Annotated in this window: 26 protein-coding genes; 8 read left to right on the top strand and 18 right to left on the bottom strand. The window is 31.7% G+C overall.

Annotation, left to right across the window (positions count from 1 at the left end; all coding sequences use genetic code 11):
- Positions 1-65: 65 nt before the first annotated feature.
- The 3 genes from AA076_RS14505 to AA076_RS03155 all read right to left on the bottom strand — a co-directional run bounded on the left by AA076_RS14505 (position 66) and on the right by AA076_RS03155 (position 3,728).
- Complete coding sequence (locus tag AA076_RS14505; protein ID WP_001788321.1) at positions 66-158, bottom strand: hypothetical protein; 93 nt, start codon at positions 156-158, stop codon at positions 66-68.
- Between the two features lie 254 nt (positions 159-412).
- A complete protein-coding gene (locus tag AA076_RS03160) occupies positions 413-1,642 on the bottom strand; it encodes a NupC/NupG family nucleoside CNT transporter (protein WP_000479279.1) in 1,230 nt (409 codons plus the stop codon).
- 358 nt (positions 1,643-2,000) lie between these two features.
- Positions 2,001-3,728, bottom strand: coding sequence for an ABC transporter ATP-binding protein (locus AA076_RS03155; protein ID WP_000817954.1), 1,728 nt, complete (start codon positions 3,726-3,728; stop codon positions 2,001-2,003).
- A 420-nt stretch (positions 3,729-4,148) separates the two neighbouring features.
- On the opposite strand from AA076_RS03155, the gene pbp4 reads away from it, so the two are divergent.
- Positions 4,149-5,444, top strand: a complete 1,296-nt coding sequence (gene pbp4 / locus AA076_RS03150) for a penicillin-binding protein PBP4 (protein ID WP_000793070.1) — start codon at positions 4,149-4,151, stop codon at positions 5,442-5,444.
- Positions 5,445-5,560: 116 nt separating this feature from the next.
- Here the strand turns inward: pbp4 and tagD are convergent, their stop codons facing one another.
- The 4 genes from tagD to tagG form a co-directional block, all read right to left on the bottom strand.
- Positions 5,561-5,959 (bottom strand): glycerol-3-phosphate cytidylyltransferase, encoded by a 399-nt coding sequence (tagD, locus tag AA076_RS03145; RefSeq protein WP_000832260.1) that lies wholly within the window; start codon positions 5,957-5,959, stop codon positions 5,561-5,563.
- A 62-nt stretch (positions 5,960-6,021) separates the two neighbouring features.
- Complete coding sequence (locus tag AA076_RS03140; protein WP_001212874.1) at positions 6,022-7,083, bottom strand: glycosyltransferase family 2 protein; 1,062 nt, start codon at positions 7,081-7,083, stop codon at positions 6,022-6,024.
- Entirely contained in the window at positions 7,080-8,183 is a 1,104-nt protein-coding gene (tarB, locus tag AA076_RS03135) for a teichoic acid glycerol-phosphate primase TarB (protein ID WP_001101603.1), read from the bottom strand. Before tarB ends, AA076_RS03140 begins: the two co-directional genes overlap by 4 nt.
- Positions 8,184-8,281: 98 nt before the next feature.
- Entirely contained in the window at positions 8,282-9,094 is an 813-nt protein-coding gene (gene tagG / locus AA076_RS03130) for a teichoic acids export ABC transporter permease subunit TagG (RefSeq protein ID WP_001273058.1), read from the bottom strand.
- A 346-nt stretch (positions 9,095-9,440) separates the two neighbouring features.
- Here tagG and tagH point away from each other — a divergent pair, with 346 nt between their 5' ends.
- Positions 9,441-10,235 (top strand): teichoic acids export ABC transporter ATP-binding subunit TagH, encoded by a 795-nt coding sequence (gene tagH / locus AA076_RS03125; RefSeq protein WP_001103232.1) that lies wholly within the window; start codon positions 9,441-9,443, stop codon positions 10,233-10,235.
- 60 nt (positions 10,236-10,295) lie between these two features.
- On the opposite strand, the gene tarA is transcribed toward tagH, so the two are convergent.
- A complete protein-coding gene (gene tarA, locus AA076_RS03120) occupies positions 10,296-11,060 on the bottom strand; it encodes an N-acetylglucosaminyldiphosphoundecaprenol N-acetyl-beta-D-mannosaminyltransferase TarA (RefSeq protein ID WP_000215388.1) in 765 nt (254 codons plus the stop codon).
- 235 nt (positions 11,061-11,295) lie between these two features.
- Here tarA and AA076_RS03115 point away from each other — a divergent pair, with 235 nt between their 5' ends.
- Positions 11,296-12,048 (top strand): M50 family metallopeptidase, encoded by a 753-nt coding sequence (locus AA076_RS03115; RefSeq protein ID WP_001108545.1) that lies wholly within the window; start codon positions 11,296-11,298, stop codon positions 12,046-12,048.
- Positions 12,049-12,127: 79 nt separating this feature from the next.
- Here AA076_RS03115 and AA076_RS03110 read toward each other — a convergent pair whose 3' ends face one another.
- Positions 12,128-12,772 carry a metal-dependent transcriptional regulator gene (locus tag AA076_RS03110; protein WP_000954654.1) on the bottom strand — a complete coding sequence of 215 codons (645 nt, stop codon included), beginning with the start codon at positions 12,770-12,772 and terminating at the stop codon, positions 12,128-12,130.
- A 121-nt stretch (positions 12,773-12,893) separates the two neighbouring features.
- On the opposite strand from AA076_RS03110, the gene AA076_RS03105 reads away from it, so the two are divergent.
- The 3 genes from AA076_RS03105 to mntC are packed head-to-tail and all read left to right on the top strand — an operon-like array spanning position 12,894 to position 15,393.
- Positions 12,894-13,637, top strand: coding sequence for a metal ABC transporter ATP-binding protein (locus tag AA076_RS03105; RefSeq protein WP_000894464.1), 744 nt, complete (start codon positions 12,894-12,896; stop codon positions 13,635-13,637).
- A complete protein-coding gene (locus AA076_RS03100; protein WP_000889252.1) occupies positions 13,631-14,467 on the top strand; it encodes a metal ABC transporter permease in 837 nt (278 codons plus the stop codon). The genes AA076_RS03105 and AA076_RS03100 overlap by 7 nt, the downstream gene beginning before the upstream one ends.
- Entirely contained in the window at positions 14,464-15,393 is a 930-nt protein-coding gene (gene mntC, locus AA076_RS03095) for a manganese ABC transporter substrate-binding lipoprotein MntC (protein WP_000737654.1), read from the top strand. Before AA076_RS03100 ends, mntC begins: the two co-directional genes overlap by 4 nt.
- Positions 15,394-16,552: 1,159 nt before the next feature.
- On the opposite strand, the gene AA076_RS03090 is transcribed toward mntC, so the two are convergent.
- The 9 genes from AA076_RS03090 to AA076_RS03050 all read right to left on the bottom strand — a co-directional run bounded on the left by AA076_RS03090 (position 16,553) and on the right by AA076_RS03050 (position 25,349).
- Positions 16,553-18,595 (bottom strand): cation:proton antiporter, encoded by a 2,043-nt coding sequence (locus AA076_RS03090; protein WP_000402172.1) that lies wholly within the window; start codon positions 18,593-18,595, stop codon positions 16,553-16,555.
- Between the two features lie 339 nt (positions 18,596-18,934).
- The gene (gene mnhG2, locus AA076_RS03085; protein ID WP_000406611.1) at positions 18,935-19,372 is read right to left on the bottom strand and encodes a Na+/H+ antiporter Mnh2 subunit G; all 438 of its coding nucleotides are present in this window, start codon (positions 19,370-19,372) and stop codon (positions 18,935-18,937) included.
- Positions 19,347-19,649 carry a Na+/H+ antiporter Mnh2 subunit F gene (mnhF2, locus tag AA076_RS03080; RefSeq protein WP_000616642.1) on the bottom strand — a complete coding sequence of 101 codons (303 nt, stop codon included), beginning with the start codon at positions 19,647-19,649 and terminating at the stop codon, positions 19,347-19,349. Before mnhF2 ends, mnhG2 begins: the two co-directional genes overlap by 26 nt.
- Positions 19,646-20,128 carry a Na+/H+ antiporter Mnh2 subunit E gene (gene mnhE2 / locus AA076_RS03075; RefSeq protein ID WP_001071973.1) on the bottom strand — a complete coding sequence of 161 codons (483 nt, stop codon included), beginning with the start codon at positions 20,126-20,128 and terminating at the stop codon, positions 19,646-19,648. Before mnhE2 ends, mnhF2 begins: the two co-directional genes overlap by 4 nt.
- Entirely contained in the window at positions 20,129-21,625 is a 1,497-nt protein-coding gene (mnhD2, locus tag AA076_RS03070; protein WP_000950548.1) for a Na+/H+ antiporter Mnh2 subunit D, read from the bottom strand.
- The gene (gene mnhC2 / locus AA076_RS03065) at positions 21,615-21,959 is read right to left on the bottom strand and encodes a Na+/H+ antiporter Mnh2 subunit C (protein WP_001048985.1); all 345 of its coding nucleotides are present in this window, start codon (positions 21,957-21,959) and stop codon (positions 21,615-21,617) included. The genes mnhD2 and mnhC2 overlap by 11 nt, the downstream gene beginning before the upstream one ends.
- Positions 21,956-22,381 (bottom strand): Na+/H+ antiporter Mnh2 subunit B, encoded by a 426-nt coding sequence (gene mnhB2 / locus AA076_RS03060; protein ID WP_000661906.1) that lies wholly within the window; start codon positions 22,379-22,381, stop codon positions 21,956-21,958. Before mnhB2 ends, mnhC2 begins: the two co-directional genes overlap by 4 nt.
- Positions 22,368-24,770, bottom strand: a complete 2,403-nt coding sequence (gene mnhA2, locus AA076_RS03055; protein WP_000060776.1) for a Na+/H+ antiporter Mnh2 subunit A — start codon at positions 24,768-24,770, stop codon at positions 22,368-22,370. Before mnhA2 ends, mnhB2 begins: the two co-directional genes overlap by 14 nt.
- Before the next feature lie 18 nt (positions 24,771-24,788).
- Positions 24,789-25,349 (bottom strand): tyrosine-type recombinase/integrase, encoded by a 561-nt coding sequence (locus AA076_RS03050; protein WP_001044914.1) that lies wholly within the window; start codon positions 25,347-25,349, stop codon positions 24,789-24,791.
- A 158-nt stretch (positions 25,350-25,507) separates the two neighbouring features.
- Here AA076_RS03050 and sroA point away from each other — a divergent pair, with 158 nt between their 5' ends.
- Together sroA and AA076_RS03040 are read left to right on the top strand one after the other, a co-directional pair.
- Positions 25,508-25,711: a sigS mRNA-stabilizing protein SroA gene (gene sroA, locus AA076_RS03045; RefSeq protein ID WP_000036088.1), complete on the top strand. Its 204-nt coding sequence runs from the start codon at positions 25,508-25,510 to the stop codon at positions 25,709-25,711.
- Positions 25,712-25,727: 16 nt separating this feature from the next.
- Positions 25,728-25,952 carry a DUF2922 domain-containing protein gene (locus AA076_RS03040; RefSeq protein WP_000169042.1) on the top strand — a complete coding sequence of 75 codons (225 nt, stop codon included), beginning with the start codon at positions 25,728-25,730 and terminating at the stop codon, positions 25,950-25,952.
- Positions 25,953-26,052 lie beyond the last annotated feature (100 nt).

The following is a 26,052-nucleotide window of genomic DNA, read 5'->3' as shown; positions in this document are numbered from 1 at the left end:
TATGAAGAATAGCTTTCCCTAATAAATATCACTCACAATATAATAATTAAAAATATTCTGAATTTTTAATTTACTTTCATTTCATTGTCTGCTATAATGTTTTTAACTTCTTCAATAGAGAAGTTATCTCCTTTGTGTTGTTTATAATAACAAAACAAATTTTGCTCGAAGTACTATGACTGTACCTAGTCCTTACTGTCATATGTACAATAATATTCATTTCCCATAAAAGCCAAGTGTATTACCATGTGCACTTGGTTTTTATAATGCTTCAATTTCGGTAACTTTAAAAATATTTAAATACCTTTATATCAATAATAAAAAAGTCCAAGCATCTCACCTATATCAATAGACGACATGCCTGGACATATTTATTAGTTAAAATGTATTATCATAGTCACTCTTCGACATATTACCATGCAAATAAACCAACGAAAGCTGCTGTTAATAATGAAACTAGGATACCTGATAATAGCATCATAGGTACATATTTAGATACAAAGTCTGATGTCTTTTTATCAACAATGCCTTTCAATGTACCGATAATCATACCAATCGTTGAGAAGTTTGCAAATGAAATTAAGAATGTTGTAATAACCGCACGATGGTGTGGTGTATAAGATGCAATATCTTTAGAAATTTCACCCATAACAACAAATTCATTTGTAACAATTTTCTTAGCCATTTGTTGTGCTACCAACCACGCTTCATCATAAGGTAAACCGAGTAATAGCGCAAATGGATACATAAACACACCTAAAATTTGGTTTAAACCGAAACTACCTTTTATGCCTATCCATCCTGCTATCAATCCTGTAATCAAATTGATAAAACGATCAAATAGATCAGCTAACGCTACAAAACTAATAACAAATGCGATGATGATTAATACTAATTTACCTGCTGCTAATACAGAATCTCCAAGGAATGAGAAGAATGGTTGACGTTCAACTTCATTGTTTTTAAGACTGTAAATAATATCTTCTTTCTCTTCAACACTTACTGGATTCAACAAGCATGACACAATAATCGCGTTAACGATATTTAGTGGAATTGCCGTTAGTACCAGTTCTCCTGGTACCATTTGTACATACGCACCTACAATAGCTCCCGATACAGAGCTCATTGACATCATTGCGATTGTTAATACACGCATTTCATTCATACGTTTTAGTTGCTCACTTGATACGGCTAATGCTTCAGTATTTCCTAAGAACATCATTTCTATCCCAAAGAATGACTCGAATTTAGGTTGTCTTGTTACTTTAGCTAGTAACCAACCAATACCTCCAATAATTTTCGGTAAAATATTAAAGTACATTAAGATATCAAATAATGGCACTATTAATAATATTGGGAATAAGGCTGCAACAGCCATATCCATCATTTTAACATTTGTCAAACTTGCAAATGCAAAACCTGTACCAGCATGCGCTGACTGAACTACCCAAGCGATACCATTGGCTGCTCCTCTTACTGCTTTTTGACCCCAATCAAAATAAATAAAGAACCATGCTAAAAACAGGTTTAAAACAACTAAGATCCCAATTGATTGCCATTGGATATTTTTGCGATCTCTTGAAAATAATACCGCAATACCAAGAAATACAATTAGACCAATAATGTTGATTAATAAAAACATTTGGCACCCACCTATGATTTAATTTTTTAAAAATTTAGAAACATTGAAATATCAAACTTCTGTACCGTGGACTCTAAAATCAGTTAAATTGCTATGTAAAATATGAAGAATTATGACTCGTGGCTACAGTATTTAATATATGTATGTTTGCTTATAACTTGTATTATACCATGAGCATTTTTTTCTTAAAATATCGATTTCATTAATTTAAGAATTATTATGTCGTAACTTCTCAAATGATTTAAAATAGACAAAAGCTTGAAGCAATTTATTAACATCTATATCCATCAATGTGCCACACTTTAATTTCCTCGATGGTATATGTGTATTTGCTCCAAGCTTACTTATATATATAAAATTAATCTGTTAATTTTTGAGACACTACAAAGTTTTTATACTTCGCATGTGATGCCATCAGTTCTGAATGCGTACCTTTACCTGTTACCTGTCCTTTGTCTAAGAATATAATTTGACCGGCTTTTTTAATTGTAGACAAACGATGCGCAATGACAATCGTTGTTCTACCTTCCATCAATGTTTCTAAAGCTTCTTGAATTTTCAATTCACTTTCACTATCGAGATTAGCTGTTGCTTCATCAAGTAACAAAATATCAGGATTTTTAACAAAACTTCTAGCAATATCAATACGTTGACGTTGTCCGCCAGACAGTTTCAATCCTCGTTCACCTACAAGCGTGTCATATCCTTCATCAAATTGCATGATAAAATCATGACAGTTCGCTAATTTAGCATAATTAATAAGTTCTTCATCTGAAACATGACGATTAATTCCGTATAAAATATTGTCTCTAATTGTACCACTCATCATCGAATTTGATTGCATAACATATCCAATTTTGCGTCGCCACTTAGATAACGGGATATCATAGACACTTTCAAGGCCATATTTAATATCACCTGACTCAATTTCATACATACGTTCTATCAGATTAAATATCGTACTTTTACCAGACCCAGAAGGGCCTACAAAAGCACTCACTTGACCTTGTGGGATTTGGAACGACACATCATCTAATATTTTCTTCACATCATATTTAAAGTCTACATGTTCAAATGACAATACACCGTCATCAATTAATACATTTTCAGAATCTTCAAGAGCTTCTGTCGGTTCAATAGGTTCTTGCATGATTTCGTATATTCTACTACTTGCACCGACTGCCTTTTTATAATCTGTAACTAACGTGGAAAGATTGATTAAAGGCATAGATAACTGAATAACATAAAATATCATTGCAATTAATGTACCTGCAGTGATTGCACCAGTCGCAATTTCTAATGCACCAAAACCTAAAATAATTGCAATTGTTAGCAACATAACTATACCTGAAATTGGTTGTACAACTGCCGCAATTTTAGCCTGTTTTAAACCTAATTTATATATTTCATTCAAATTTTTATGTGCATTATCTAATTCAAGACGCTCTGTATTTGATATTTTAACAAGACGCATTTCAGTTAGGACACGCCCTAACAAACCACTGAAGTTTGCAATTTCAGATTGTGTACTTGTCGATATCTTTTGCATAATACGACCTAGAGGAATCATAATTAAAACGAATATCGGTATCGTTATAAATGTTAATAATGTCATTTTCCAATCTAAAATAAATAACATGATTAGTGACCCAACTAATGTAACGATTGATGGTAATAAGTTAGGTAGCTTTTGTGAAATAAATTCATTTATCACTTTCGTATCGTCAGTTAATCGACTCATTAATTGACCACTTTCATTTTTGTCAAAGAATGGCATTTTTAATTGTATGATATGCTCCCATAAAACTGAGCGTATCGCATAAATAATCTTTTCACCAATTTTACTTAATAAATATAAACCTAATCCGCTTAATAAAGCATTGATGACAAAGATACCACCAAATAATGCGATTAGATTCCAATTGATATGGCTCACGGAAAATTTATCTACAATTCGTCCAGTAAACAGTGGCACTAATAGTCCACTTAAGCTCCCTAGTGATGAAATAGTGATAGCTGCAACGATAAGACCCACTGGCCATGATAGTTTTTTAAATAAGAAAAACAATGGATTTTCTCGTTTCATAGTTTTACCTCTTCTGTTTGAAATTTATAGTTAATTCATTTAGATAGATACATGCATTTCTATCATATACTTTCTCCCAACAAAACTTTAAAAATCAAATAAAGTGTTGCCCCAAAATACCGCTCATAACATTTATATGATAGAATATTTCTATTGCATTTTTTGTAATAACTTCTCAAAGTCTTTATATTAAAACATGAAAATTAATCGCTTTTGAGTAAGTTTGCTCTTCGTACAAACATTATAACACCTTTAGCTACACACGTAATATATTTGCATTATTTTTCAAATTAACTGCAGAAAACTTTATTTTCAACAATTTAATTAAGGTGAAGTGAATTAGCAATGATTTCCGTAAGTAGGAATAACCATTGCTTTTAGGGAATATTTAAGAATTGGAAAAGGGAAGATTAACGCTTTATGAAAAATTTAATATCTATTATCATCATTTTATGTTTAACATTAAGTATTATGACACCATATGCACAAGCTACTAACAGTGACGTAACCCCTGTACAAGCAGCAAATCAATATGGTTATGCAGGTTTGTCGGCTGCATACGAACCGACGAGTGCTGTTAATGTAAGTCAAACTGGACAATTACTGTATCAATACAATATCGATACTAAGTGGAATCCAGCGTCTATGACTAAATTAATGACAATGTACTTAACATTGGAAGCTGTAAATAAGGGGCAGCTTTCACTTGATGACACAGTCACAATGACGAACAAAGAATATATTATGTCTACACTACCTGAGTTGAGTAATACGAAACTATATCCTGGACAAGTATGGACAATCGCAGACCTATTACAAATTACAGTATCTAATTCTAGTAATGCCGCGGCATTAATTTTAGCTAAGAAGGTTTCAAAAAACACCAGCGATTTCGTTGATTTAATGAATAACAAAGCTAAAGCTATCGGAATGAAAAATACACATTTCGTCAATCCAACGGGTGCTGAAAATTCAAGATTACGTACATTTGCACCAACAAAGTATAAAGACCAAGAACGTACTGTAACGACTGCTAGAGACTATGCCATTTTAGATTTACACGTGATTAAAGAGACACCTAAAATATTAGACTTTACAAAGCAGTTAGCACCAACAACGCATGCAGTTACGTATTACACATTCAACTTTTCATTGGAAGGTGCAAAAATGAGTTTGCCGGGTACAGATGGTTTAAAAACTGGATCAAGTGATACAGCAAATTACAACCATACGATTACTACCAAACGAGGTAAATTTAGAATTAATCAAGTTATCATGGGTGCAGGAGACTATAAAAACCTTGGTGGCGAGAAGCAACGTAATATGATGGGGAATGCATTAATGGAACGCTCATTTGATCAGTATAAATATGTAAAAATATTGTCTAAAGGTGAGCAAAGGATAAATGGTAAGAAATATTATGTTGAAAATGATCTTTACGATGTTTTACCAAGTGATTTTAGTAAAAAAGATTATAAACTTGTAGTCGAAGATGGTAAAGTACACGCGGACTATCCAAGAGAATTTATTAATAAAGATTATGGACCTCCAACTGTAGAAGTTCATCAGCCAATTATTCAAAAGGCAAATACTGTTGCTAAAAGTATGTGGGAAGAACATCCATTATTCACTATCATTGGTGGTACATGCCTTGTCGCTGGATTAGCACTTATTGTTCATATGATAATCAATCGTTTATTTAGAAAAAGAAAATAAAACATACTAAAAACGGACAAGTTGCACATTATAAAGCTGCGAAACTTGTCCGTTTTATATTTATTTTATAATAACCTAAGTTAATTTATCGTTTAGTATCGATAGTTCTATATAATTTATTTAGCATCTTTACCATATAATTCTTGTTTGATTTTAGTCGTCGAAATGCCTTCTGTACGTTTTAAATAAATGACTTCACATTTATCCTTTAAGAAGTCGAATTCACCTTCCCAGTCATGTCCCATAACAAAAACATCTACATCAAATTTTTCGACATCGTCTTCTTTTTGTCCCCAGCCCTTTTCTGGAATGACTAAATCGACATAGCGTATTGATTCAAGCATCATTTTTCGTTGTTCATAATCATAATAAGATTTTTTATGTTTAATTTGATTAAATTCATCTGTTGATAATGCTACTATTAAATAATCGCCCATCTCTCTTGCACGACGAAGCAATTCGATATGACCATAGTGAAGTAAGTCATATGTGCCATATGTTATTACACGTTTCATTAAGTTATCCTCCTCATATTGTCACATCATAGGATTGCAGTTTATGGTCATCAATGTACACGTTATCGTTTTAACATTGATTTTGTTCGATGTGCAAACTTTCTCCCTTTAAGTTGTATCAAGAATTTTTTATAAGTCGGCCTATTAATGCCCACTTGAATTAATGTTTGTCGCCACAATTCGTATATTTCTCTATCCCAATTCTCACCAATAAATTCAACTGTATTTATAATGTCAAACATGTTTTGCGATACATAATCAGAATGCTGCATAGACATAATATAGTCTTTTACGAGTTGAATTGTCGTGTGCGTTACTGCTGGGTGTTCGTTCATATAATATTTTAATGAATTATTGAATAAAATACGATCAACCATATCACTATATAATAGCCTTTGTTCAGGTAATAGTAACATTTCCATGACTCGTTGTCTTATTTTCATAATTTCTGTGATATATCTATTAAAATCTTCATCGTTACTTGTAGCATGTGTATCTATATCGTTATCTCCGACAATCATCTGTGAAACTAAATGTATATCCGTAGCTTTTTGCATCGCCTTGACAAGTATTGCGTGATTGTATGTGTTAGCTAAAGTTTCGTCACACTGTAATTCAGCAAATTTAGCACTGAATAACTTTCCGTCAAAAGACATCATTGATAACAAATCTGGTTGTTCCGTTAATGTAACGATTCGATTGTCTTTAATAAACTCATCAGCACTTTTCAATTTCCATTCACCATGGTAATTGTAAGCTCGCTGCCCTATTACCATATCAATATTATCATTATTTTTGAAAGCAGCAGTTAACCTATCTAATTTACCTGGCAATACGATTGATGTTGGTTTTATGACCATAAATGCGTCACTATCATGTGGATCTGTCATTTTGATATCCATCAAACCTTTATTAATACACGTAGCTATCGAAGCATTTTGTAATTGTATTAATGAAATATGCTTGAGTTCTCTTTGTAACCGTTCAATCATAGGAATTGTTTGATCAGTAGAACCACCATCAATACAAAGGATTCTATAGTGTTCTTTACTCTCAATAGATATTAACAATTGTCGAATTGTTGCCTCATTATTACATGTAGGTATGATTATCGTAAACCTCATTTTGTCACCATCTTATCTATATATTCTGTGAGCTGATGTAAACTTTTATCAGTATTATACTTATGCCAATCTTTAAATAACGGACTTAATAGATGTTCTTTTTCTTGTATCGTCATTATTAAATCTTCTTCAGTATACACTTTGTAGCTATCCGGTATTGCTTTGTAAAATTGATTCAGGCCTCTCACCTGATCATATGTTCCTTCATCATACACATAAAATATAGTTGGAATATCTAACAAGCTAGCTTCTATTGGCAGCGAACTATAGTCGCTAATAATTATATCTGACATTAGCATTAATGTAGACGTGTCGATTGAAGATACGTCATCAATGTCTGAATCTTCAATTGATGGATGTAATTTATTAATCAGTGTATATCCTGGTAAACATTTTTCAAAATAAGCTTTATCAATAGCCCTATTATCTGCTTTATCTTCTCTATATGTTGGTACATATAATACCAACTTATTTGTAATTCCATATTTATCCTTTAACTCTGCCTTAACCGTTGCTCTATCAGCTGTGTAATATTTATTAATTCTCGGAAGCCCAAAATACAGCATTTGCTCTTCTGTTGCACCTAAAGACTGTTTAAAACATTGTGACATTTGTTCACAACCCACTAAGTAAAAATCCGTCGCTTGATAAACTTTACGGTACTGCTGAACCATTGCCTTGTCAGACACATCGACTTGATGATCTGTTAAGCCAAAGTTTTTTAATGCACCACTTGCATGCCACGTTTGAACAATGTGTTGATTAGAAGTCTTATTATATCCACCTAGTAATAGGTAATAATTATCGATAATAATCATCTGCGCGCTTTTCAAAGCCTTAATTTGTTTTACCAATGTTCGATTAGTCATTTCTATCACATCAACATCGTCGCTAAGTTCAGATAAATAAGGCGCTTGTTTTGGTGTTGTTAAAACAGTTTTCTGATACGACGAATTATTTAATGCTTTGATGATAGGCTTAATATCTTCTGGAAAAGTCATCATAAATACGATATGCGGTTTATCAATCACTTGAGGCGTAATCATTTTAGAAAGTATTCGAACTACCAAATGATAAAATTTCTTTATTAAAACGTTCATAATACACCAACTTAATATGTTATTTACTTAAATTATAAACAAAAATGAACCCCACTTCCATTTATTAATGGTTAGCGGGGTTTCGTCATATAAATATATTACAAGAAGTCTGCAAATTGATCTCTATATTTCATGTGTAAGTACGCACCAATTGCAAAGAAAATGGCAACAATACCGAAATTGTATAACATTAATTTCCAATGATCCATGAAATACCATTCGTGATATAAAATTGCTGCACGGTATGATTCAGCAATAAAGTAAACTGGATTATATTTCATCATTTCATGAATTAAACCACTGATACCATGGTTCTTTGGTAGCCACAAAATTGGTGAAAAGTAAAATAATATTCTTAATATTGCTTGCATTAACATTTGTGTATCTCTAACTAACACACCGAGTGTTGATGTTAATAACGTCACCGAGGCAGTTAAGAAAAAACAAAACGGTACATATATCAATAATTGAATGATATGTATTGATGGATAAATACCAGTAAACATACATGCAATTATCACAAGTAAAAGTAAGCCTAAATGTCCATAAAATCTACTTGTCACAATATATGTCGGTATTATCGATAACGGGAAGTTCATTTTCGATACTTGATTAAACTTTTGTGTAATTGCTTTAGTACCTTCTAAAATACCTTGGTTGATGAAGAACCACATACTGATACCAACCAATAACCAATAAACAAAAGGTACACCATGAATTGGTGCATTACTTCTTATTCCTAATCCAAAAACCATCCAGTAAACCATAATTTGCATAACAGGGTTAATTAATTCCCAAGCCACACCTAAATAGTTACTATGATTGATAATTTTAACTTGAAACTGAGCCAGTCTTTGAATTAAATAAAAGTTCTTTACATGTTCTTTAAAAACTGTTCCTATTGCTGACATTCCATTAAACCACACTTTCAAATGTTTAACTATTTCTCTACTTAACTAAATAGTATTATAATAATTGTTGTAAATACTATCACTATACATGGATGCTATCAAAATTATTGTCTAGTTCTTTAAAATATTAGTTTATTACAAATACATTATAGTATACAATCATGTAAGTTGAAATAAGTTTAGTTTTTAAATATCATTGTTATCATTGATGATTAACATTTTGTGTCAAAACACCCACTCTGATAATAACAAAATCTTCTATACACTTTACAACAGGTTTTAAAATTTAACAACTGTTGAGTAGTATATTATAATCTAGATAAATGTGAATAAGGAAGGTCTACAAATGAACGTTTCGGTAAACATTAAAAATGTAACAAAAGAATATCGTATTTATCGTACAAATAAAGAACGTATGAAAGATGCGCTCATTCCCAAACATAAAAACAAAACATTTTTCGCTTTAGATGACATTAGTTTAAAAGCATATGAAGGTGACGTCATAGGGCTTGTTGGCATCAATGGTTCCGGCAAATCAACGTTGAGCAATATCATTGGCGGTTCTTTGTCGCCTACTGTTGGCAAAGTGGATCGTAATGGTGAAGTCAGCGTTATCGCAATTAGTGCTGGCTTGAGTGGACAACTTACAGGGATTGAAAATATCGAATTTAAAATGTTATGTATGGGCTTTAAGCGAAAAGAAATTAAAGCGATGACACCTAAGATTATTGAATTTAGTGAACTTGGTGAGTTTATTTATCAACCAGTTAAAAAGTATTCAAGTGGTATGCGTGCAAAACTTGGTTTTTCAATTAATATCACAGTTAATCCAGATATCTTAGTCATTGACGAAGCTTTATCTGTAGGTGACCAAACTTTTGCACAAAAATGTTTAGATAAAATTTACGAGTTTAAAGAGCAAAACAAAACCATCTTTTTCGTTAGTCATAACTTAGGACAAGTGAGACAATTTTGTACTAAGATTGCTTGGATTGAAGGCGGAAAGTTAAAAGATTACGGTGAACTTGATGATGTATTACCTAAATATGAAGCTTTCCTTAACGATTTTAAAAAGAAATCCAAAGCCGAACAAAAAGAATTTAGAAACAAACTCGATGAGTCCCGCTTCGTTATTAAATAAACCGAAAAAACCGAGAATCTCCATTTAAGGATTTCCTCGGTTTTATTTTTGTCATCATGATTATTTCGCCTTTTTTATTTTTCTTTTTGCTTTGGCTATTTTATACATAAATATTGGAATACTCTTTAATCTACCAATACGTTTCCAATCTATTAATGCTCTATATATCCATTCAATGTTTAATTTTCTAAAGATATAAGGCGCTCTCTTTTTAGCCCCAGCAAATACTTCAAGAGAACCACCTACGCCCATCATCACTGTAGATTCAAATTGGTTTTCATGTGTCATAATCCATTCTTCTTGTTTAGGGAATCCCATACCTACAAATATGTAATCAGGTTTAAACAGTTTAATTCGTTTCACTACTGTCTCATCTTCTAAATCAATATAACCGTGATGATGTGCAAACGATATGTTTGGATATCTTTGTTGCAATGCATATTGTGCCGCTTCTACAACTTCATTAGTTGCCCCTAGCAAAAATACTTTTTGATGATTTACATGAGCAATTTTCAAACATTCATCCATCAACTCAATACCAGGTATACGATGCGCTAGAGGTTGCTTTAAACGATGCGAAGCTTTGACTACTCCTGTCCCATCAGCAACAATATAGCTCGCTTGATTTATTAACTCTAAATACGCTTGATGTGTCGTCGCGTAATTCACTATTTCAGGGTTGGCTGTTACTATAAAAAGATTATTCGTTGATTGATTTGCAAAAAAGGTTTTAATATTTTCAACCATTTGCAACATTGTTGTATTATCAAAATCGACCCCTAAAATGTCAACTTTGGCTGTATTGGATCTTTCTTCAACAGTCATAACAGGAATCTCCTATCTTATTTCATTATTATGTTAGTGTAATCAATATTAACAGTATTTATATTCATCCTATTTATATCGAAATGATTTTGCTTTATTTTAACACATATTCACCTTTTCAAAAATTAAAATTAGTTTAACTAAGGTAAGTCTAAAGTCTAACGCTATTGATGCCAATATCATTTATAATAAGTGATAAGCAAACTTTAAATTAATATCTTATATGAGGTTAACAATGAATTATTTATCAAACTTTTTTAATACGACAATTCAACTTAATATATACATTATCGTTATTGTTGCAGCTTGTTATATTGCTATTCATCAATATAGACATAAGCCTGTTTTGAACTATTTAGATGTCATTTTAAACTATATCCCTGTTTTAACACATGAATTTGGTCATGTACTGTTTAATAAACTCGCTGGTGGCCGTGCAAAAGATTTAGTCATTGTAACAAGTCCACGAGAGCGACAACAGACATTACAACAAGGATTCGCAATTACACAATCTAGACATCTAGCAGGCCAATGGCTTACAACGATTGGTGGTTATTTTATGCCACCTATTATGTTATTGATAGGTTTAGCGTCGAGCCATTATCAGATACCTAGTTTCTTTATATTTACCTATTTATTGATATTTATTTATTTTTTAATTTTAACATCTAGAAAAGGCTCACCCATTGTTGTTATAACTTTAATTTCTATCATGTTGTATTTTATATTAAAAGATGAAAATATAGTAGAAATTCAACTACTTGTCACAATGAGTTATCAATATATTTTAGGTGTATTATTAGGCGAAGTTCTACAATCTAGTTGGACGATTGCTAAATTGACTTTCCAGCGTCCGAGTCCACAGTGGGATGGTAGTGCACTTAAAGAACTCAGTCATGTACCTATCTTCATTTATAGTACAATCTGGATTATCTTCAATCTTTATGCAGTGAATATTTTACTCAAATATACTCACTTGATAAATTAACTAATAAAAAAGAAGCCTAAAGCAATTATCCATATGTCTTTATCAGTTCAATCATGGATATCTTTATGGCTTCTTTATTTTATTTTTCAGCAAACATGTTCATTGCATTTTCGTAACTGACAATAATTACATTATCATTACGTTTAATGATAATTACTTTATTCATTTCATCTTTCGATACAATTTCCACTTCATTACCAATAGAAATATCTTTACTAGACAAATATATTAGCAAATCGGTCTTATCTCTCACACGTTTGATTGTAACGATATCACCAGGTTCATAATTCAAAATCGTTGTTATATATTTCTCTTTATATTCATTATTTCTAGGAATCACACCGCCGTGCGGGCAAGTTTCTGGGAAATTTAACAGGCTATCCAGCCTTTCAACAAATAAATCTGAAATTCGATGTTCTAAAATTTCTGCTTCTTGATGTACTTCTTCCCAATTATATTTCAATATTTCTATTAAAAATAATTCTAATAGTCGATGTCTCTTAATGATATCAAGCGTATGCGTTAAACCATCCTCTGTTAATCTAACACCTTTGTATGGTTTTGTTTCAACATAGCCTGCTTTTTCAAGACGTCCTACCATTTCACTTACAGATGGAGGCTTAATATTTAAAAATTGAGATAAGATTTTATTTGTCACAAAGTTTTTATCGCCATTATTCGTAAGGATTGCCTTTAAATAGTCCTCTTTTTCTTCAGTTAACATACTTTCACCTCACATACATTGTCTATATTATATCACGAATTTACTTGACATGATAAATATTCTCAGTTTATTATACAATTAATTAGGTTAGCCTAAACTTTTAATTAGGAGGTATAAACGTTTGTTAGAAACAAAAGATTTAAATCTGTTTTTAGGTAATAAGCATGTACTTAAAAACATTTCCTTATCGATACCAGTACGCGGCGAAATAATTGGTATCATGGGCCCGAATGGTGCTGGTAAATCTTCCCTTATCAAGTCTTTAATTGGTGAATTTAATGCTACCGGTACTAAATTGTTATATAACAAACCTATACAACAACAACTGCAACATATTACATATATTCCACAAAAAGCACATATTGATTTAGATTTTCCTATAAGTGTGGAACAAGTGATTTTATCAGGTTGCTACAAAGAAATTGGATGGTTTAGACGACCTAATAAATCAGCAAGGGATAAACTCAAACAGTTATTAAGCGATTTAGAATTAGAATCTTTACGTCATCGACAAATTTCAGAATTAAGTGGTGGACAATTACAACGTGTGCTAGTAGCAAGAGCATTGATGTCCGAAAGTGAAGTTTATTTTCTAGATGAGCCGTTTGTCGGAATTGATTTTAGTAGCGAAAAATTAATCATGACAAAAATCGAGAACTTAAAACAACAAGGAAAACTTATTCTTATCATCCACCATGATCTATCAAAAGCAAAGCAATACTTTGATCGCATTATTCTATTAAATCAAACATTACGATACTTTGGTGATAGTGAAGAGGCTATGAGTGTCACTCGCTTAAACGAAACATTTATGAGTAGCACTGACTGTAGTGACCCTAGTCAAAGGAGCAATATAACATGTTAGAGTTTGTCGAACATTTATTTACATATCAATTCTTGAATCGAGCATTGATAACTTCAATTATTGTAGGGATAGTTTGTGGTACAGTTGGTAGTTTAATTGTATTACGTGGTCTTTCATTAATGGGAGATGCAATGAGTCACGCAGTATTACCTGGTGTTGCCCTATCATTCTTATTTGGTATTCCAATGTTTGTAGGCGCACTTATAACTGGTATGATCGCAAGTATTTTTATCGGTTATATCACATCTAGTAGTAAAACGAAACCTGACGCCGCTATTGGAATTAGTTTTACCGCTTTCTTAGCTTCGGGGATTATTATTATTAGCTTAATAAACACTACGACAGATTTGTACCATATTCTGTTTGGTAATTTACTGGCAATCACAAATAGTGCATTTTTAACAACTATTGTGATTGGTTCAATCGTCCTTATTCTAATCATTATTTTCTATCGTCCATTAATGATTTCTACATTCGATCCAACGTTTAGTAGAATGAGTGGTCTAAATACGACGTTATTACATTACTTTGTGATGTTGTTACTCTCATTAGTAACAGTAGCAAGTATTCAAACGGTAGGTATTATTCTTGTAGTTGCATTATTAATTACACCTGCATCTACAGCATTTTTAATTAGTAAAAAACTATACTCAATGATGATTATAGCAAGTTTAATAAGTGTCATAAGTTCAATTGTCGGACTTTATTACAGCTATATTTACAACATTCCTAGTGGTGCGACAATCGTACTTTGTACGTTTGTAATTTATATCATCACATTATTTTTCACAAAATTTACGAATAGAAAGAAACGAGGAAGTTTAACATGAAAAAATTAGTACCTTTATTATTAGCCTTATTACTTCTAGTTGCTGCATGTGGTACTGGTGGTAAACAAAGCAGTGATAAGTCAAATGGCAAATTAAAAGTAGTAACGACGAATTCAATTTTATATGATATGGCTAAAAATGTTGGTGGAGACAACGTCGATATTCATAGTATTGTACCTGTTGGTCAAGATCCTCATGAATATGAAGTTAAACCTAAAGATATTAAAAAGTTAACTGACGCTGACGTTATTTTATACAACGGATTAAATTTAGAGACTGGTAACGGTTGGTTTGAAAAAGCCTTAGAACAGGCTGGTAAATCATTAAAAGATAAAAAAGTTATCGCAGTATCAAAAGATGTTAAACCTATCTATTTAAACGGTGAAGAAGGCAACAAAGATAAACAAGATCCACACGCATGGTTAAGTTTAGATAACGGTATTAAATACGTAAAAACAATTCAACAAACATTTATCGATAACGACAAAAAACATAAAGCAGATTATGAAAAGCAAGGTAACAAATACATTGCTCAATTGGAAAAATTAAATAATGACAGTAAAGACAAATTTAATGACATTCCAAAAGAACAACGTGCCATGATTACAAGTGAAGGTGCCTTCAAGTACTTCTCAAAACAATACGGTATTACACCAGGTTATATTTGGGAAATTAACACTGAAAAACAAGGTACACCTGAACAAATGAGACAAGCTATTGAGTTTGTTAAAAAGCACAAATTAAAACACTTATTAGTAGAAACAAGTGTTGATAAGAAAGCAATGGAAAGTTTATCTGAAGAAACGAAGAAAGATATCTTTGGTGAAGTGTACACAGATTCAATCGGTAAAGAAGGCACTAAAGGTGACTCTTACTACAAAATGATGAAATCAAATATTGAAACTGTACACGGAAGCATGAAATAACACGCTGTGTTTTAATGAAGTAAGATGAATTGATGTTGATGCAACCTAAAATATTGGTATCTCCAATATTTTAGGCCACACATCAACATAACAAAGTCGAAGGCTAATAGTCCCATATCGTGCGTTAAATATATATTACCCTCCTATTAATATATATACCGTTCCCGATCGCACGATATGGTGGTATTAGAACTTCTCTTTGAACGAAAGAGAAAAGCTAGAAGTTCTTATGCAGTTTTAATTAAACTGTAAACATTTGTCACTCTTTAAATCAAAGAGTAAAGTTAAAAGCTTTATGTGGTTTTGATTAAACTGCGAACAGCTGCTTCTCTTTGAACGAAAGAGAAAAGCTAGAAGTTCTTATGCAGTTTTAATTAAACTGTAAACATTTATCACTCTTTAAATCAAAGAGTAAAGTTAAAAGCTTTATGTGGTTTTGATTAAACTGCGAACAGCTGCTTCTCTTTGAACGAGAGAGAAAAGCTAGAAGTTCTTATGCAGTTTTAATTAAACTGTCGTTCCCTTCATCTCTTTTAACCACAGAGATGCGTTAGAAGTTCTTCTAATACAATTTATACAACGCCATTCCCTACACACTCTTATAAAAGAGATTCACGCGCGTCAATAAATTGTATTACATACTAACTAAAAAGCTTTTCTTAATCGTACTAACGAAGTTAGAGGTTCTTATGTGATTGGACAACTGTTCTCCCTACTAGACTTTTAGCATAGCTGGTTAAAAGTACTATTACAGATTGTTCAATTGTATGCCCCTTTCCTTTGAACGGAATATTAAAAGCTATGTGCAGTAACTTTTAATAGGCATACCACTTTTGCATCAAGCTATAAATAATCGCATACTTTGATATTTAATCTGGCCTATCAAAGTAAACATCTATGGTTTCCTCCCCCCATAGATCCTTAAGCCACACTCATCCGATGTCATATGAGTGTGGCTATTTTTTGTGAATACACTTAACTTCACCTTTAAATGACTTCGCTTAATCTATCTCCTCCAATTTTTAAAACTTATTTCAATTAAATCTCAAATATTAATAATTCGTATAGTTTAAAACTATCTATTCAATTCCCCTAAAATAAAAGGGATTGATGAAAAGCCCTTCAGTTTTTCATCAATCCCTTTTAGCATAATTAGGAACTACGTCATACTATCTACAATAACCATTTCATCATAATTGATGGCTTCTCTTAGTTTTAACGCTGTACCTTCTGATACTTCATCTGTATCAATCAACTCACGTAAAATGCGACGTTGTTCTCTCAATGCATTTAATTTAATTTTAGTAATCGTATCTTCACTTGCTGAGTTGAAGAAATTTGATGGTGTTAAGTTTTCAATTCGCATTAAATAACCGTCACAAACCATTCCAACTTCAAGTGTATTATCTTTTGTTGTTTCCTTAGACAAACGACTAACCACATTATAATGGACTAATTTATTAATTTTATTTAATTCCATTAAGTTATCCGTAACACTAAGTGAAGATGCGGAGTTCACTCTCGTTTGTACTCTTCGTTTTAATAAAGCACCTCGTAATAATACAATCATTCTTCTTATTAATGATGCTTGTCTATATACCTGTGTTCTTTCAGCATAACGCATATAGTTTTCAAGTACACTATTCGTTATTTGTCCTTCATCTACTAAAGACTCTAATGTTTTTGTTTCTACATTAAAAGCAATTTTTTGTAGACGTTCTAATTCTTTAGAGTTTTCATCATCTTTCTCTACAGTTTTTAAAAATGCTAATTTATCATGATATTCTTTAATCACGTTACCATATTTAAAACTTGTTTCGAAAGTAGATTTTTGATTTAGATAATCAATAACTTGTTCTAATATATAAATTCTAGCAACTTTAAACGACATATTGCCAATTACTGTTTTAGGTGCAGGTTTCGTTAATAATGGCAATAATACTTGCGCAACTACCAAACTAATAATAACCATACCAGATGCAATAAATAATAAGTCGTTTCTATACGTAAAAGCATGATGCCCTGCTAAAAAATACGGTAACGTTAATGCGATTGCTAAAGAAATTGTTCCATGCACACCACATAACGTCATAATTAAAGCGTATAAACTTCGCTTTGGTGGTTTCTCAGTCGTTGGATTATCATCATCATTTTTAGTCATCATTTTTTGGAATGGACTGATGGCTAAATAAAAATAAGGATATAAGACATAAACCCAAACAAATCTAAATAGATAGACAGCTAAAGCAACAACAATAGTGATGCCTATTAAAAAGATTAAATTGTGCGGTTCTGTTTTGATAATTTTAATAATAACTTCAGGTACTAAAAATCCTAATATTGAAAAAACAAAGCCATTTAAAACATAACCTAGTATATTCCATGTATGATTGTAACTCATTTGCAGTTGTGTACGTACTTGCATAATTCTGTCACGTTCGAAACCATGTACAAGTCCTGCAACTACTGCTGCAATGATTCCTGATGCGTGAAACAATTCAGCAATTAAATACGTAACAAATGGTGTTAACAATTGAATAATTGTAAACATATTAATGTTTTCATATCCTCGACGCATCAATGTTAATCGGAACCTTACTAATGCCATACCTATAAGTAAACCAACCACTGCGCCACCAATTGATGCAATTAAAAACAACTGAACAGCATCAACAAGTGAAAAAGCACCTGTAACTAATACTCCAACAGCTATTTTAAATGAAATAATACCAGCAGCATCATTCAATAATGACTCACCTTCAAGAATTGTCATTGCTCCTTTTGGCAAGACCTTTCCTTTAGTGATTGCTTGCACTGCTACTGCATCAGTAGGACAAAGAATGGCAGCAATTGCAAATGCTGCTCCAATAGGTAAATCTGGCCAAATCCAATGAATAAATAAACCTACACCTATCACAGTAGTAATGACTAATCCTAATGCCATCATCATCACTGGCTTAATATATTTCCTTAAATGGACTCTAGAAACATTAACACCTTCTACAAATAACAAAGGCGCAATCATTGTTACCATAAACAATTCAGAATCAAAATTAAATTGAACAGGGATTGGGGTAATAAATAGTAACATGCCCAAGAAAATTTGTATAAATGCTAGGGGTACTTTAGGTATGAAAGTATGGACAAACGAACTTAGTATCACAACAGCTATAAATATAAGAATTGTTTCAAATATTTCCAAACTTTCACCTCTCTAAAAAGTATTGTTTAATTGAAAATTAAGTATCACATCTCGTTGTAATTATACTTTAGAGGATAAATTGAGTTAGCGACCACAAAAGCACTTTAATATAGATATATGTCTACGATTGCAGTACTTAAATTTGCAATTATTTAATTTTATTTTATCACTAATTGTTTGTATAAATAAACAACTTGCTTTCACATAACAACATTAACTTATAATACAAAAAATGAGCACCTTAAAATCGACTAACCAATTTCAAAGTACTCTTTTAATGATTAATTTTGAAAACAGATTTTCAAAAGCATTGTTATGCTTAACAATTTAGCCAACACTTCAATCGTTTTGATACCATTTCTTACGATGCTCTTCTCGTTTTTCAGCACGTAATTGTAATGCTTCTGTAGAGTTTTGTTCATTTGAACTTAATAATATTGATGCATGTGTGTGAGCATCATTTTTTCGATACATATAAGCGCCGTTGCGATAAGCAGCGCGAGCGACTAAGTGCATGCCGACTGGTGAAGTTAAATTAATAAAAACAAGTGACAGTAATAAACGCACACTGAAAAATCCTGTATTCACAATAAAATAAATTAATACACCGATTAAAGTTAATAACACGGATAAAGTTGAACTTTTTGTCGCAGCGTGACTTCTTAAGAAAACATCTTGGAATTTCACGATACCTATTGCACTAATAAGAGCAATAAAACTACCTAACAACAACATCACAGCAGCAATAAGACTAAAGATTTCTTTTGTTATTTCCATTAAACACATGCCCCCCACCAATAAAGCGTGATATTGAAACAGAACTTACAAAAGATATAATGGCAATGAGCATGATTGAATCTAAGAAAGAAACGGTGCCCATAAGTACACTTAACACACCCACAATTGACATTACGACAGCACTTGTTGTATCAAATGTAACGACACGATCTGCTGTTGTAGGTCCCTTGATTAATCTAAATAAACAGATGATTAATGCAATTCCAAAAATAATGAGTGAACTAATAATCATAATATGTGTTATTGTTTGTATCATCGCGACACCTCCAATATTAAGTCTTCATAATGCTTAATACTTCTTAACAAACTATCTTTTTCTTTTTCTGACACGTCGATACTATGAATAAAAAACTTTTTAGAGTCTTGAGAAATTCGTATTACTGTAGACCCTGGAGTTATAATAATTAAAATTGTTAAAAATGTTATTGACCAATCACTTGTTAGTCTTGTTTCATATGAAAGTAATCCAGGGTTCATATCTTTTGTTTTAAAAAGAATATAATTAATCGTGCTAATGCTAGATGTTATTAATTGATATAAATAAACACCTAAAAATTTAATAGCTACCCATATTTTTCTAACATAAAAATCATCGCTGAAAAACCTGTGTAATATATAAATGACAATTAAACCAATTAGATATCCAGAAAAGAAAGTCGAGAATTTAAAATGATCTTCATCTTGAAATAATACCCATAAGAATGCAATGATAATATTTAAAACTATTTGATTCATTTAGTCCTCTCCTTTCAAATGCGGATTTACAAGTTTTTGATATAATTGATCACTCGTGTTCAACTCAGTTGCATCACTTGTAACATTTAACACAACAGGTGCAGCAATTCCGATTGCGATAACCACAACTACTAAAATACTTAAAATTCTTTTTCGATATAGCGGGATTTTCTTAAAATTAACTTCCTCCCCATCTTTATCTCCAAAATACATATAAAAAAGTATCCTAAATAAACTGTACATTGCAATTAGACTAGTAATAATCATTAACGCTAGTCCAATATAATTGCCATTTTGCAATGCACCTTGGAAAATAAGTACTTTCCCCGGAAAGCCACTAAATGGAGGCACGCCGCCAATAGCAAAAATCATTATAATAAACGCAACTCCAAATAAAGGTTCTTTTTTAGCTAAGCCATTCAAATATTGATATTGTCGATAGCCTGTAATGTAAACTAAACTACCAATAATAAAAAATAGCAATGTTTTTACAACAATGTCATTTACCAAATAAAATATTGCACCATTAATACCTGCAAACGTGTTTGTTCCTAAACCTAAAATGATAAATCCTATTGAGATTATGACTTGGTAAGCTGCAATCTTTTTAATATCTTTATAAGCAATGACACCTATAGCGCCGATGACCATAGTTATAGCAGCCATAGTTGCTAGCAATGGATGTATGAGATCATTATGTTGATCAAATAGTAAAGTGAAGAATCGAATTAATGCATAGGCCCCTACTTTGGTCATTAACGCTGCAAATAATGCTGCAAGCTCAGTATTTAACACAGCGTAGGCTTTGGGTAGCCACATAAAAAGGACCAGCGCTGCTTTCGCACTAAATGCGACTAAGAAGATTAATGAAATCATTGTAACAGTGCGATTATCTCCCATGTCATTCAAACGCATTGCAATATGTGAAAAGTTTAATGTACCTACTGTTTTATAAAGTAAACCTATACCTAATAAGAATAGCCATGAACCAATAATATTCAAGACAACATAAATAATTGCAGCACGTAATTGTTCTACAGATTGTCCAAGTGTAATGAGTACAAATGACGCTAGTAACATAATTTCAAACATGACGTATAAATTAAATAAATCTGATGTTAGAAAAGAGCCTATCACGCCAACACTTAAAAATAATATGAACGATGGCAAGTGATAACGATTTGCTTTATGTTCGCCACGCCCAAATCCGTATGCCATAATTAAAGTAATCACAAACGAAGCGGTTGTAACCATAATTAAACTTAAAGAATCTCCTAAAAACTGTATACCAAAGGGCGCTGACCATCCTCCAAAGTCTAGCGTAATTGGACGGTGACGCTGAACATAAATTAATAGCATTAATGAAATAATTGTGGTGATAGTCATTGTACCTAAGTATAAATATTTAGAAATACGATCATTATTTTTTAAAAATACAAGGATTAAGGCACAAAGGAATGGTAATAACATTGGTAAAATCAATAAGTTACTTAGCATCATCTTCCCCCCTTAGGCCTTCAATTTCATCTTCTTTTGTTACTTTATAAGTTCTATAAACAAGTACAAGTAAAAACGCAGTCATCCCAAACCCTATAACTATTGCAGTTAGTACAATAGCTTGTAACAAGGGATCAACAAACAATTGGTTTCCACCAGTTATTAGTGGTTCTGATCTACTAGAACCATACGTTCCCATACTCATAATAATGAGATTACCAGCATGAGTATATATTGAAATTCCGATTACAATACGAATTAAATTGATTGATAAAATCATATATGTTCCTATAAACACTAAAAATCCTATAACTAGTAATAATATTAAATTCATGATCGACCTCCGCTAAGCGACAACATCACTGTGACAATAACACCAACAACTGAGAATAAAATACCTAATTCAAAAAGTGTTATTGTACTTACATGAATTTGTCCTAAAATTGGAAGTATCCAAGTTGTTTCATATTGAGACAAAAATGGTTTTCCAAAAAACATAGGTATTATCGCAGTAATAGATGATACCAATGCTCCAATAATCATTAAAATTCTAAAATCAATCGGTAAACTTTCTAAAACCTCTTCAACATTAAAAGCCAGAAACATTAAAATAAACGCTGAACTAAATATTAAACCACCAATAAACCCACCACCAGGATTATTATGACCTGCGAAGAAGACATAGAATCCGAAAGTCAATAAAATAAATACAACAAGTTTCGTGACCGTTCTTAACACGACATCATTCTCTTTCATCTTGTCCCCTCCGATCTTGATAATTTAATAATGTGTAAATACCTAGCCCAGTAATAATTAACACTAATCCTTCAAATAATGTATCTAATGCTCTAAAGTCACCAAGTATCGCATTTACAATATTTTTACCACCTGTTAGTTTGTCAGCTTTTAAATAAAAGTCTGATATTGATGATAAACCATCTGTTTGTTGTGTAATAAAAATTAATGATACAACAATAAGTGCCATCAAGAGTGATACAGAAATTTTAATTATTTCTCTTTTTTTGTTAGCGTTAGATCTTGGCACGTTTGGTAATCTTGAAAAACTGACAATAAATAGTATCGTCGTTATTGTTTCAACTACTAGCTGAGTCAATGCTAGATCAGGGGCTTTCATTGCTATAAAGAATAAGGTCACAACAAATCCGATGACTCCATTTAAAATGACCATTGTCAGTCGTTGACGTATAAAAATTAAAGAAATACCAATTGTGACAGTTACGATTGCTAATATAATTTCTAATGCCCCAAATTCAGAAACATGTAACTGATGTACTTTAGGAAGTCCAATTCGAATATAACCATATCCAATGATAATCATAAATATGCCTAAGGTCATAATAATGTATTGGTTTAAACGATCTTGCATAACACGTTTAAATCGCTTCGTAGCAAACTTTTCAAAATGTCGATATACCATCTCATAGCTTTTTGAAACTGAAATCTGTCTAATTTTACCTGTGAACACTTTTTTCCAATCTACTTTGATTGCTAGTACACTACCCAATAAAATAATGATGATGGTTAAAAGAAGCGGTATGTTAAATCCATGCCATTGCGAAACATGTGGTGCCAATTGATCAATTTGATGATTACCACCTGATACAGCTCTTAATGCTAGAACGATAATCCCCTTCCCAAATATATTTGGTACAAAAAAGATTACAGGTACTAGCACCATTAATATAAGAGATGGTAAACTAAACAACCATGGTTCGTGGATATTTTTTTTAGTAAAAACCTTAGAATCATATTTTGTCCAAAATACTTCTTTTACCATGTATAGTGCATATGTGAATGTAAAAACACTCGCAATAACACCAACAAACACGATAGCTATCATTGAAATCAAACTAAATTGGGATAATTGTCCAGTTTGTGTTAATGCATCTAAAAACATTTCTTTACTTAAAAATCCATTTAAAAATGGTACTCCAGCCATAGATAGAGCCGCTATCGTCATGACTAGATTCATTTTAGGAAATAGTTGACGCATTCCACTTAAAATTCGTATATCCCTTGAACCTGCTTCATGATCTAAAATACCTACTCCCATGAAAAGCGCACATTTAAAGATGGCATGATTCATTAGATGAAATAGCGCACCAAATAATACAAATACATAAATAGATGCTATTGCGTCTTGTTGGTGTTGAGCATATCCGCCACCTATACCCACCATAGCCATAATCATCCCAAGTTGACTGATTGTAGAGTACGCTAGGATACCTTTTAAATCCCATTGTTTTAAAGCTGTAATTGAACCAAATAACATTGTTATTAAACCAACAAACGTAACGATATATACGTACATATTGCTAAGACCTAATAATGGTGTAAATCGAAGTAATAAAAAGATACCAGCTTTTACCATCGTGGCTGAATGTAAATAAGCACTTACAGGTGTAGGTGCAGCCATTGCTCTAGGTAGCCAAATATGAAATGGAAATTGTGCTGATTTTGTAAATGCACCTAATAAAAACATAAAAATCATAGGGATAAACAATCCATGATTCTTAATATGATCTGCTTGTCCTAATATCTCTGTGATGTTATTCGTTCCTGTCATGATATACAGCATAATAAAACCAACTAATAACGCCAATCCACCAAATACTGTAATCATAAATGATTGAATCGCACCAAATTGACTGTCACCATTGTTATACCAATATGAAATCAATAAAAATGATGATACACTCGTTAATTCCCAAAAAATGTACATCAATATCGTATTGTCTGATAATACAATACCAATCATACTGAACATAAATAACGTTAAATAAAAATAAAACCTTGGTAAATTGTCTTTTCGAGAGGATAAATATTGAGTTGCATAGAAGAATACTGCAATTCCAATAAGTGAAATAATAAGAGAAAACATTAAACTTAAACCATCTAAACGTAAATCTAAATTAATATCTAATGTCTTAATCCATGGAATAGAGGTAGAAAGATATTGCAGTTTAGCTACTGATGGTATTTGAATCAAAAAATAGATAGATGAAATTACAGGTGCAACCAACGCTATGTACCCGGCATATTTAGCCAATGCTCTACGTTTAGACATTAGAAGTATCATCGCCATAATCACAAGTATAGCAATTAATAAATAAACCAAACTCATTATTAGCCTCCTTTGTTTCTATAATTGTAATGAAATATAAATACTATGTTCACACTCATTTTCTAAACCGATAAAATTTAGTGTTTCAATAGCAGATTGATGCCCTAAATACTTTTGAATGACTGGTATAAGTATACCTTTTTGATAAGCATGATATGCAAATGTCTTACGCAATGTCGTTAGTCCTACATTATCTATACCAGCTTCAATTGATGCTTGGTGAATTATTCGATATGCTTGCTGTCTAGATAATACTTGATTTGTTCGTAGTGATTGAAAAAGAACGTCTTCATTCGAAAGACTCCTGTCCTCTATATATTGAAGTAGTTCTTTCGATAATGTTTCTGGTAACCTAATTTTAATCAACGAATGAAAATGTGCTTTACACATTTCTGATAACGTACACTTTTCAATTAGTCTCTTAACTTGAGAGACTGTAATTGTTAATAATTCTGATACTTTCAATCCACTATGTATAGCTAACTTAAAGAATAAATAGTCACGTTCAGATTTTATCTTGAGCGCTTCATACATTTTAACAATATCATCATTAAATTTAATCGCTTCTACTTTATTCATTACTCAACCTCCCCTTGCTTTAAGTGTCTTAATCATAGCTATATTATATTTTAGTTACATATATCTATTGCCTTTTTTATAGATTTTAAACATAGAAAATAAAATTAGCCATTTTATTATTTTGTTTCGATATATAGTGTGAAAGGAGGTTTTAAAATATGAGTAAAATAAACCACATCACTATTGTATTATCATTTACTAAAGTAGACGCTAACGGCAAACAAACAGAATTTAAGCGTCGATTCGCTAACATTAACCCTGATGCATCAAACGACCAAATTAAAACATTCAGCAAACTTATTGAGCGACTTACTGGAGAAACATATAGCAATATCGAACTCATCAAATCTTTATCAATTTAATCAGGAGGACATATTCATGACTAAAACACTTGAATTAAGTTTTAAATCTTCACTAGACAAGCCTGTAAAACTGCAATTACCACAATTAAACAACGTAGTGACCGAGCAAGTTGCACGTGATAGTATGAATGCATTAGTAGATTTAAATATTATAAAGTCAAATAGTGGTACTATCACCAAAGTACATTCTGCTCAAATTATTGATAAAACAACAACTGTTTTATTTGAAGATAAGAAATAGATATAAAGAAAGCGCAATTAATTTAGTATAAATACTAACACCCTAGACTTTCATCATGATTGTCTAGGGTGATTTTGTTGTAATAATGTCCTGTTTTTTT

This window comes from Staphylococcus aureus, assembly GCF_001027105.1.
Classification (GTDB): domain Bacteria; phylum Bacillota; class Bacilli; order Staphylococcales; family Staphylococcaceae; genus Staphylococcus; species Staphylococcus aureus.
This window is presented reverse-complemented; position numbering and strand designations above follow the sequence as displayed.

Coding starts and splice junctions, on each gene's coding strand:
- mnhD2 (WP_000950548.1), bottom strand. CDS start 21,625: ATGCTAAGTAACTTATTGATTTTACCAATGTTATTACCATTCCTTTGT.
- mnhA2 (WP_000060776.1), bottom strand. CDS start 24,770: ATGAGTTTGGTTTATTTATTAATTGCTATACTTGTGATTATGGCGATG.
- tarB (WP_001101603.1), bottom strand. CDS start 8,183: ATGAACGTTTTAATAAAGAAATTTTATCATTTGGTAGTTCGAATACTT.
- AA076_RS03100 (WP_000889252.1), top strand. CDS start 13,631: ATGTTAGAGTTTGTCGAACATTTATTTACATATCAATTCTTGAATCGA.
- AA076_RS03110 (WP_000954654.1), bottom strand. CDS start 12,772: ATGTTAACTGAAGAAAAAGAGGACTATTTAAAGGCAATCCTTACGAAT.
- mnhB2 (WP_000661906.1), bottom strand. CDS start 22,381: ATGAAAGAGAATGATGTCGTGTTAAGAACGGTCACGAAACTTGTTGTA.
- mnhG2 (WP_000406611.1), bottom strand. CDS start 19,372: ATGGAAATAACAAAAGAAATCTTTAGTCTTATTGCTGCTGTGATGTTG.
- tagG (WP_001273058.1), bottom strand. CDS start 9,094: ATGTCAGCAATAGGAACAGTTTTTAAAGAACATGTAAAGAACTTTTAT.
- AA076_RS03050 (WP_001044914.1), bottom strand. CDS start 25,349: ATGAATAAAGTAGAAGCGATTAAATTTAATGATGATATTGTTAAAATG.
- sroA (WP_000036088.1), top strand. CDS start 25,508: ATGAGTAAAATAAACCACATCACTATTGTATTATCATTTACTAAAGTA.
- tagH (WP_001103232.1), top strand. CDS start 9,441: ATGAACGTTTCGGTAAACATTAAAAATGTAACAAAAGAATATCGTATT.
- tarA (WP_000215388.1), bottom strand. CDS start 11,060: ATGACTGTTGAAGAAAGATCCAATACAGCCAAAGTTGACATTTTAGGG.
- mnhE2 (WP_001071973.1), bottom strand. CDS start 20,128: ATGAATCAAATAGTTTTAAATATTATCATTGCATTCTTATGGGTATTA.
- tagD (WP_000832260.1), bottom strand. CDS start 5,959: ATGAAACGTGTAATAACATATGGCACATATGACTTACTTCACTATGGT.
- pbp4 (WP_000793070.1), top strand. CDS start 4,149: ATGAAAAATTTAATATCTATTATCATCATTTTATGTTTAACATTAAGT.
- AA076_RS03040 (WP_000169042.1), top strand. CDS start 25,728: ATGACTAAAACACTTGAATTAAGTTTTAAATCTTCACTAGACAAGCCT.
- AA076_RS03140 (WP_001212874.1), bottom strand. CDS start 7,083: ATGAGGTTTACGATAATCATACCTACATGTAATAATGAGGCAACAATT.
- AA076_RS03155 (WP_000817954.1), bottom strand. CDS start 3,728: ATGAAACGAGAAAATCCATTGTTTTTCTTATTTAAAAAACTATCATGG.
- AA076_RS03160 (WP_000479279.1), bottom strand. CDS start 1,642: ATGTTTTTATTAATCAACATTATTGGTCTAATTGTATTTCTTGGTATT.
- mntC (WP_000737654.1), top strand. CDS start 14,464: ATGAAAAAATTAGTACCTTTATTATTAGCCTTATTACTTCTAGTTGCT.
- mnhF2 (WP_000616642.1), bottom strand. CDS start 19,649: ATGATACAAACAATAACACATATTATGATTATTAGTTCACTCATTATT.
- AA076_RS03115 (WP_001108545.1), top strand. CDS start 11,296: ATGAATTATTTATCAAACTTTTTTAATACGACAATTCAACTTAATATA.
- mnhC2 (WP_001048985.1), bottom strand. CDS start 21,959: ATGAATTTAATATTATTACTAGTTATAGGATTTTTAGTGTTTATAGGA.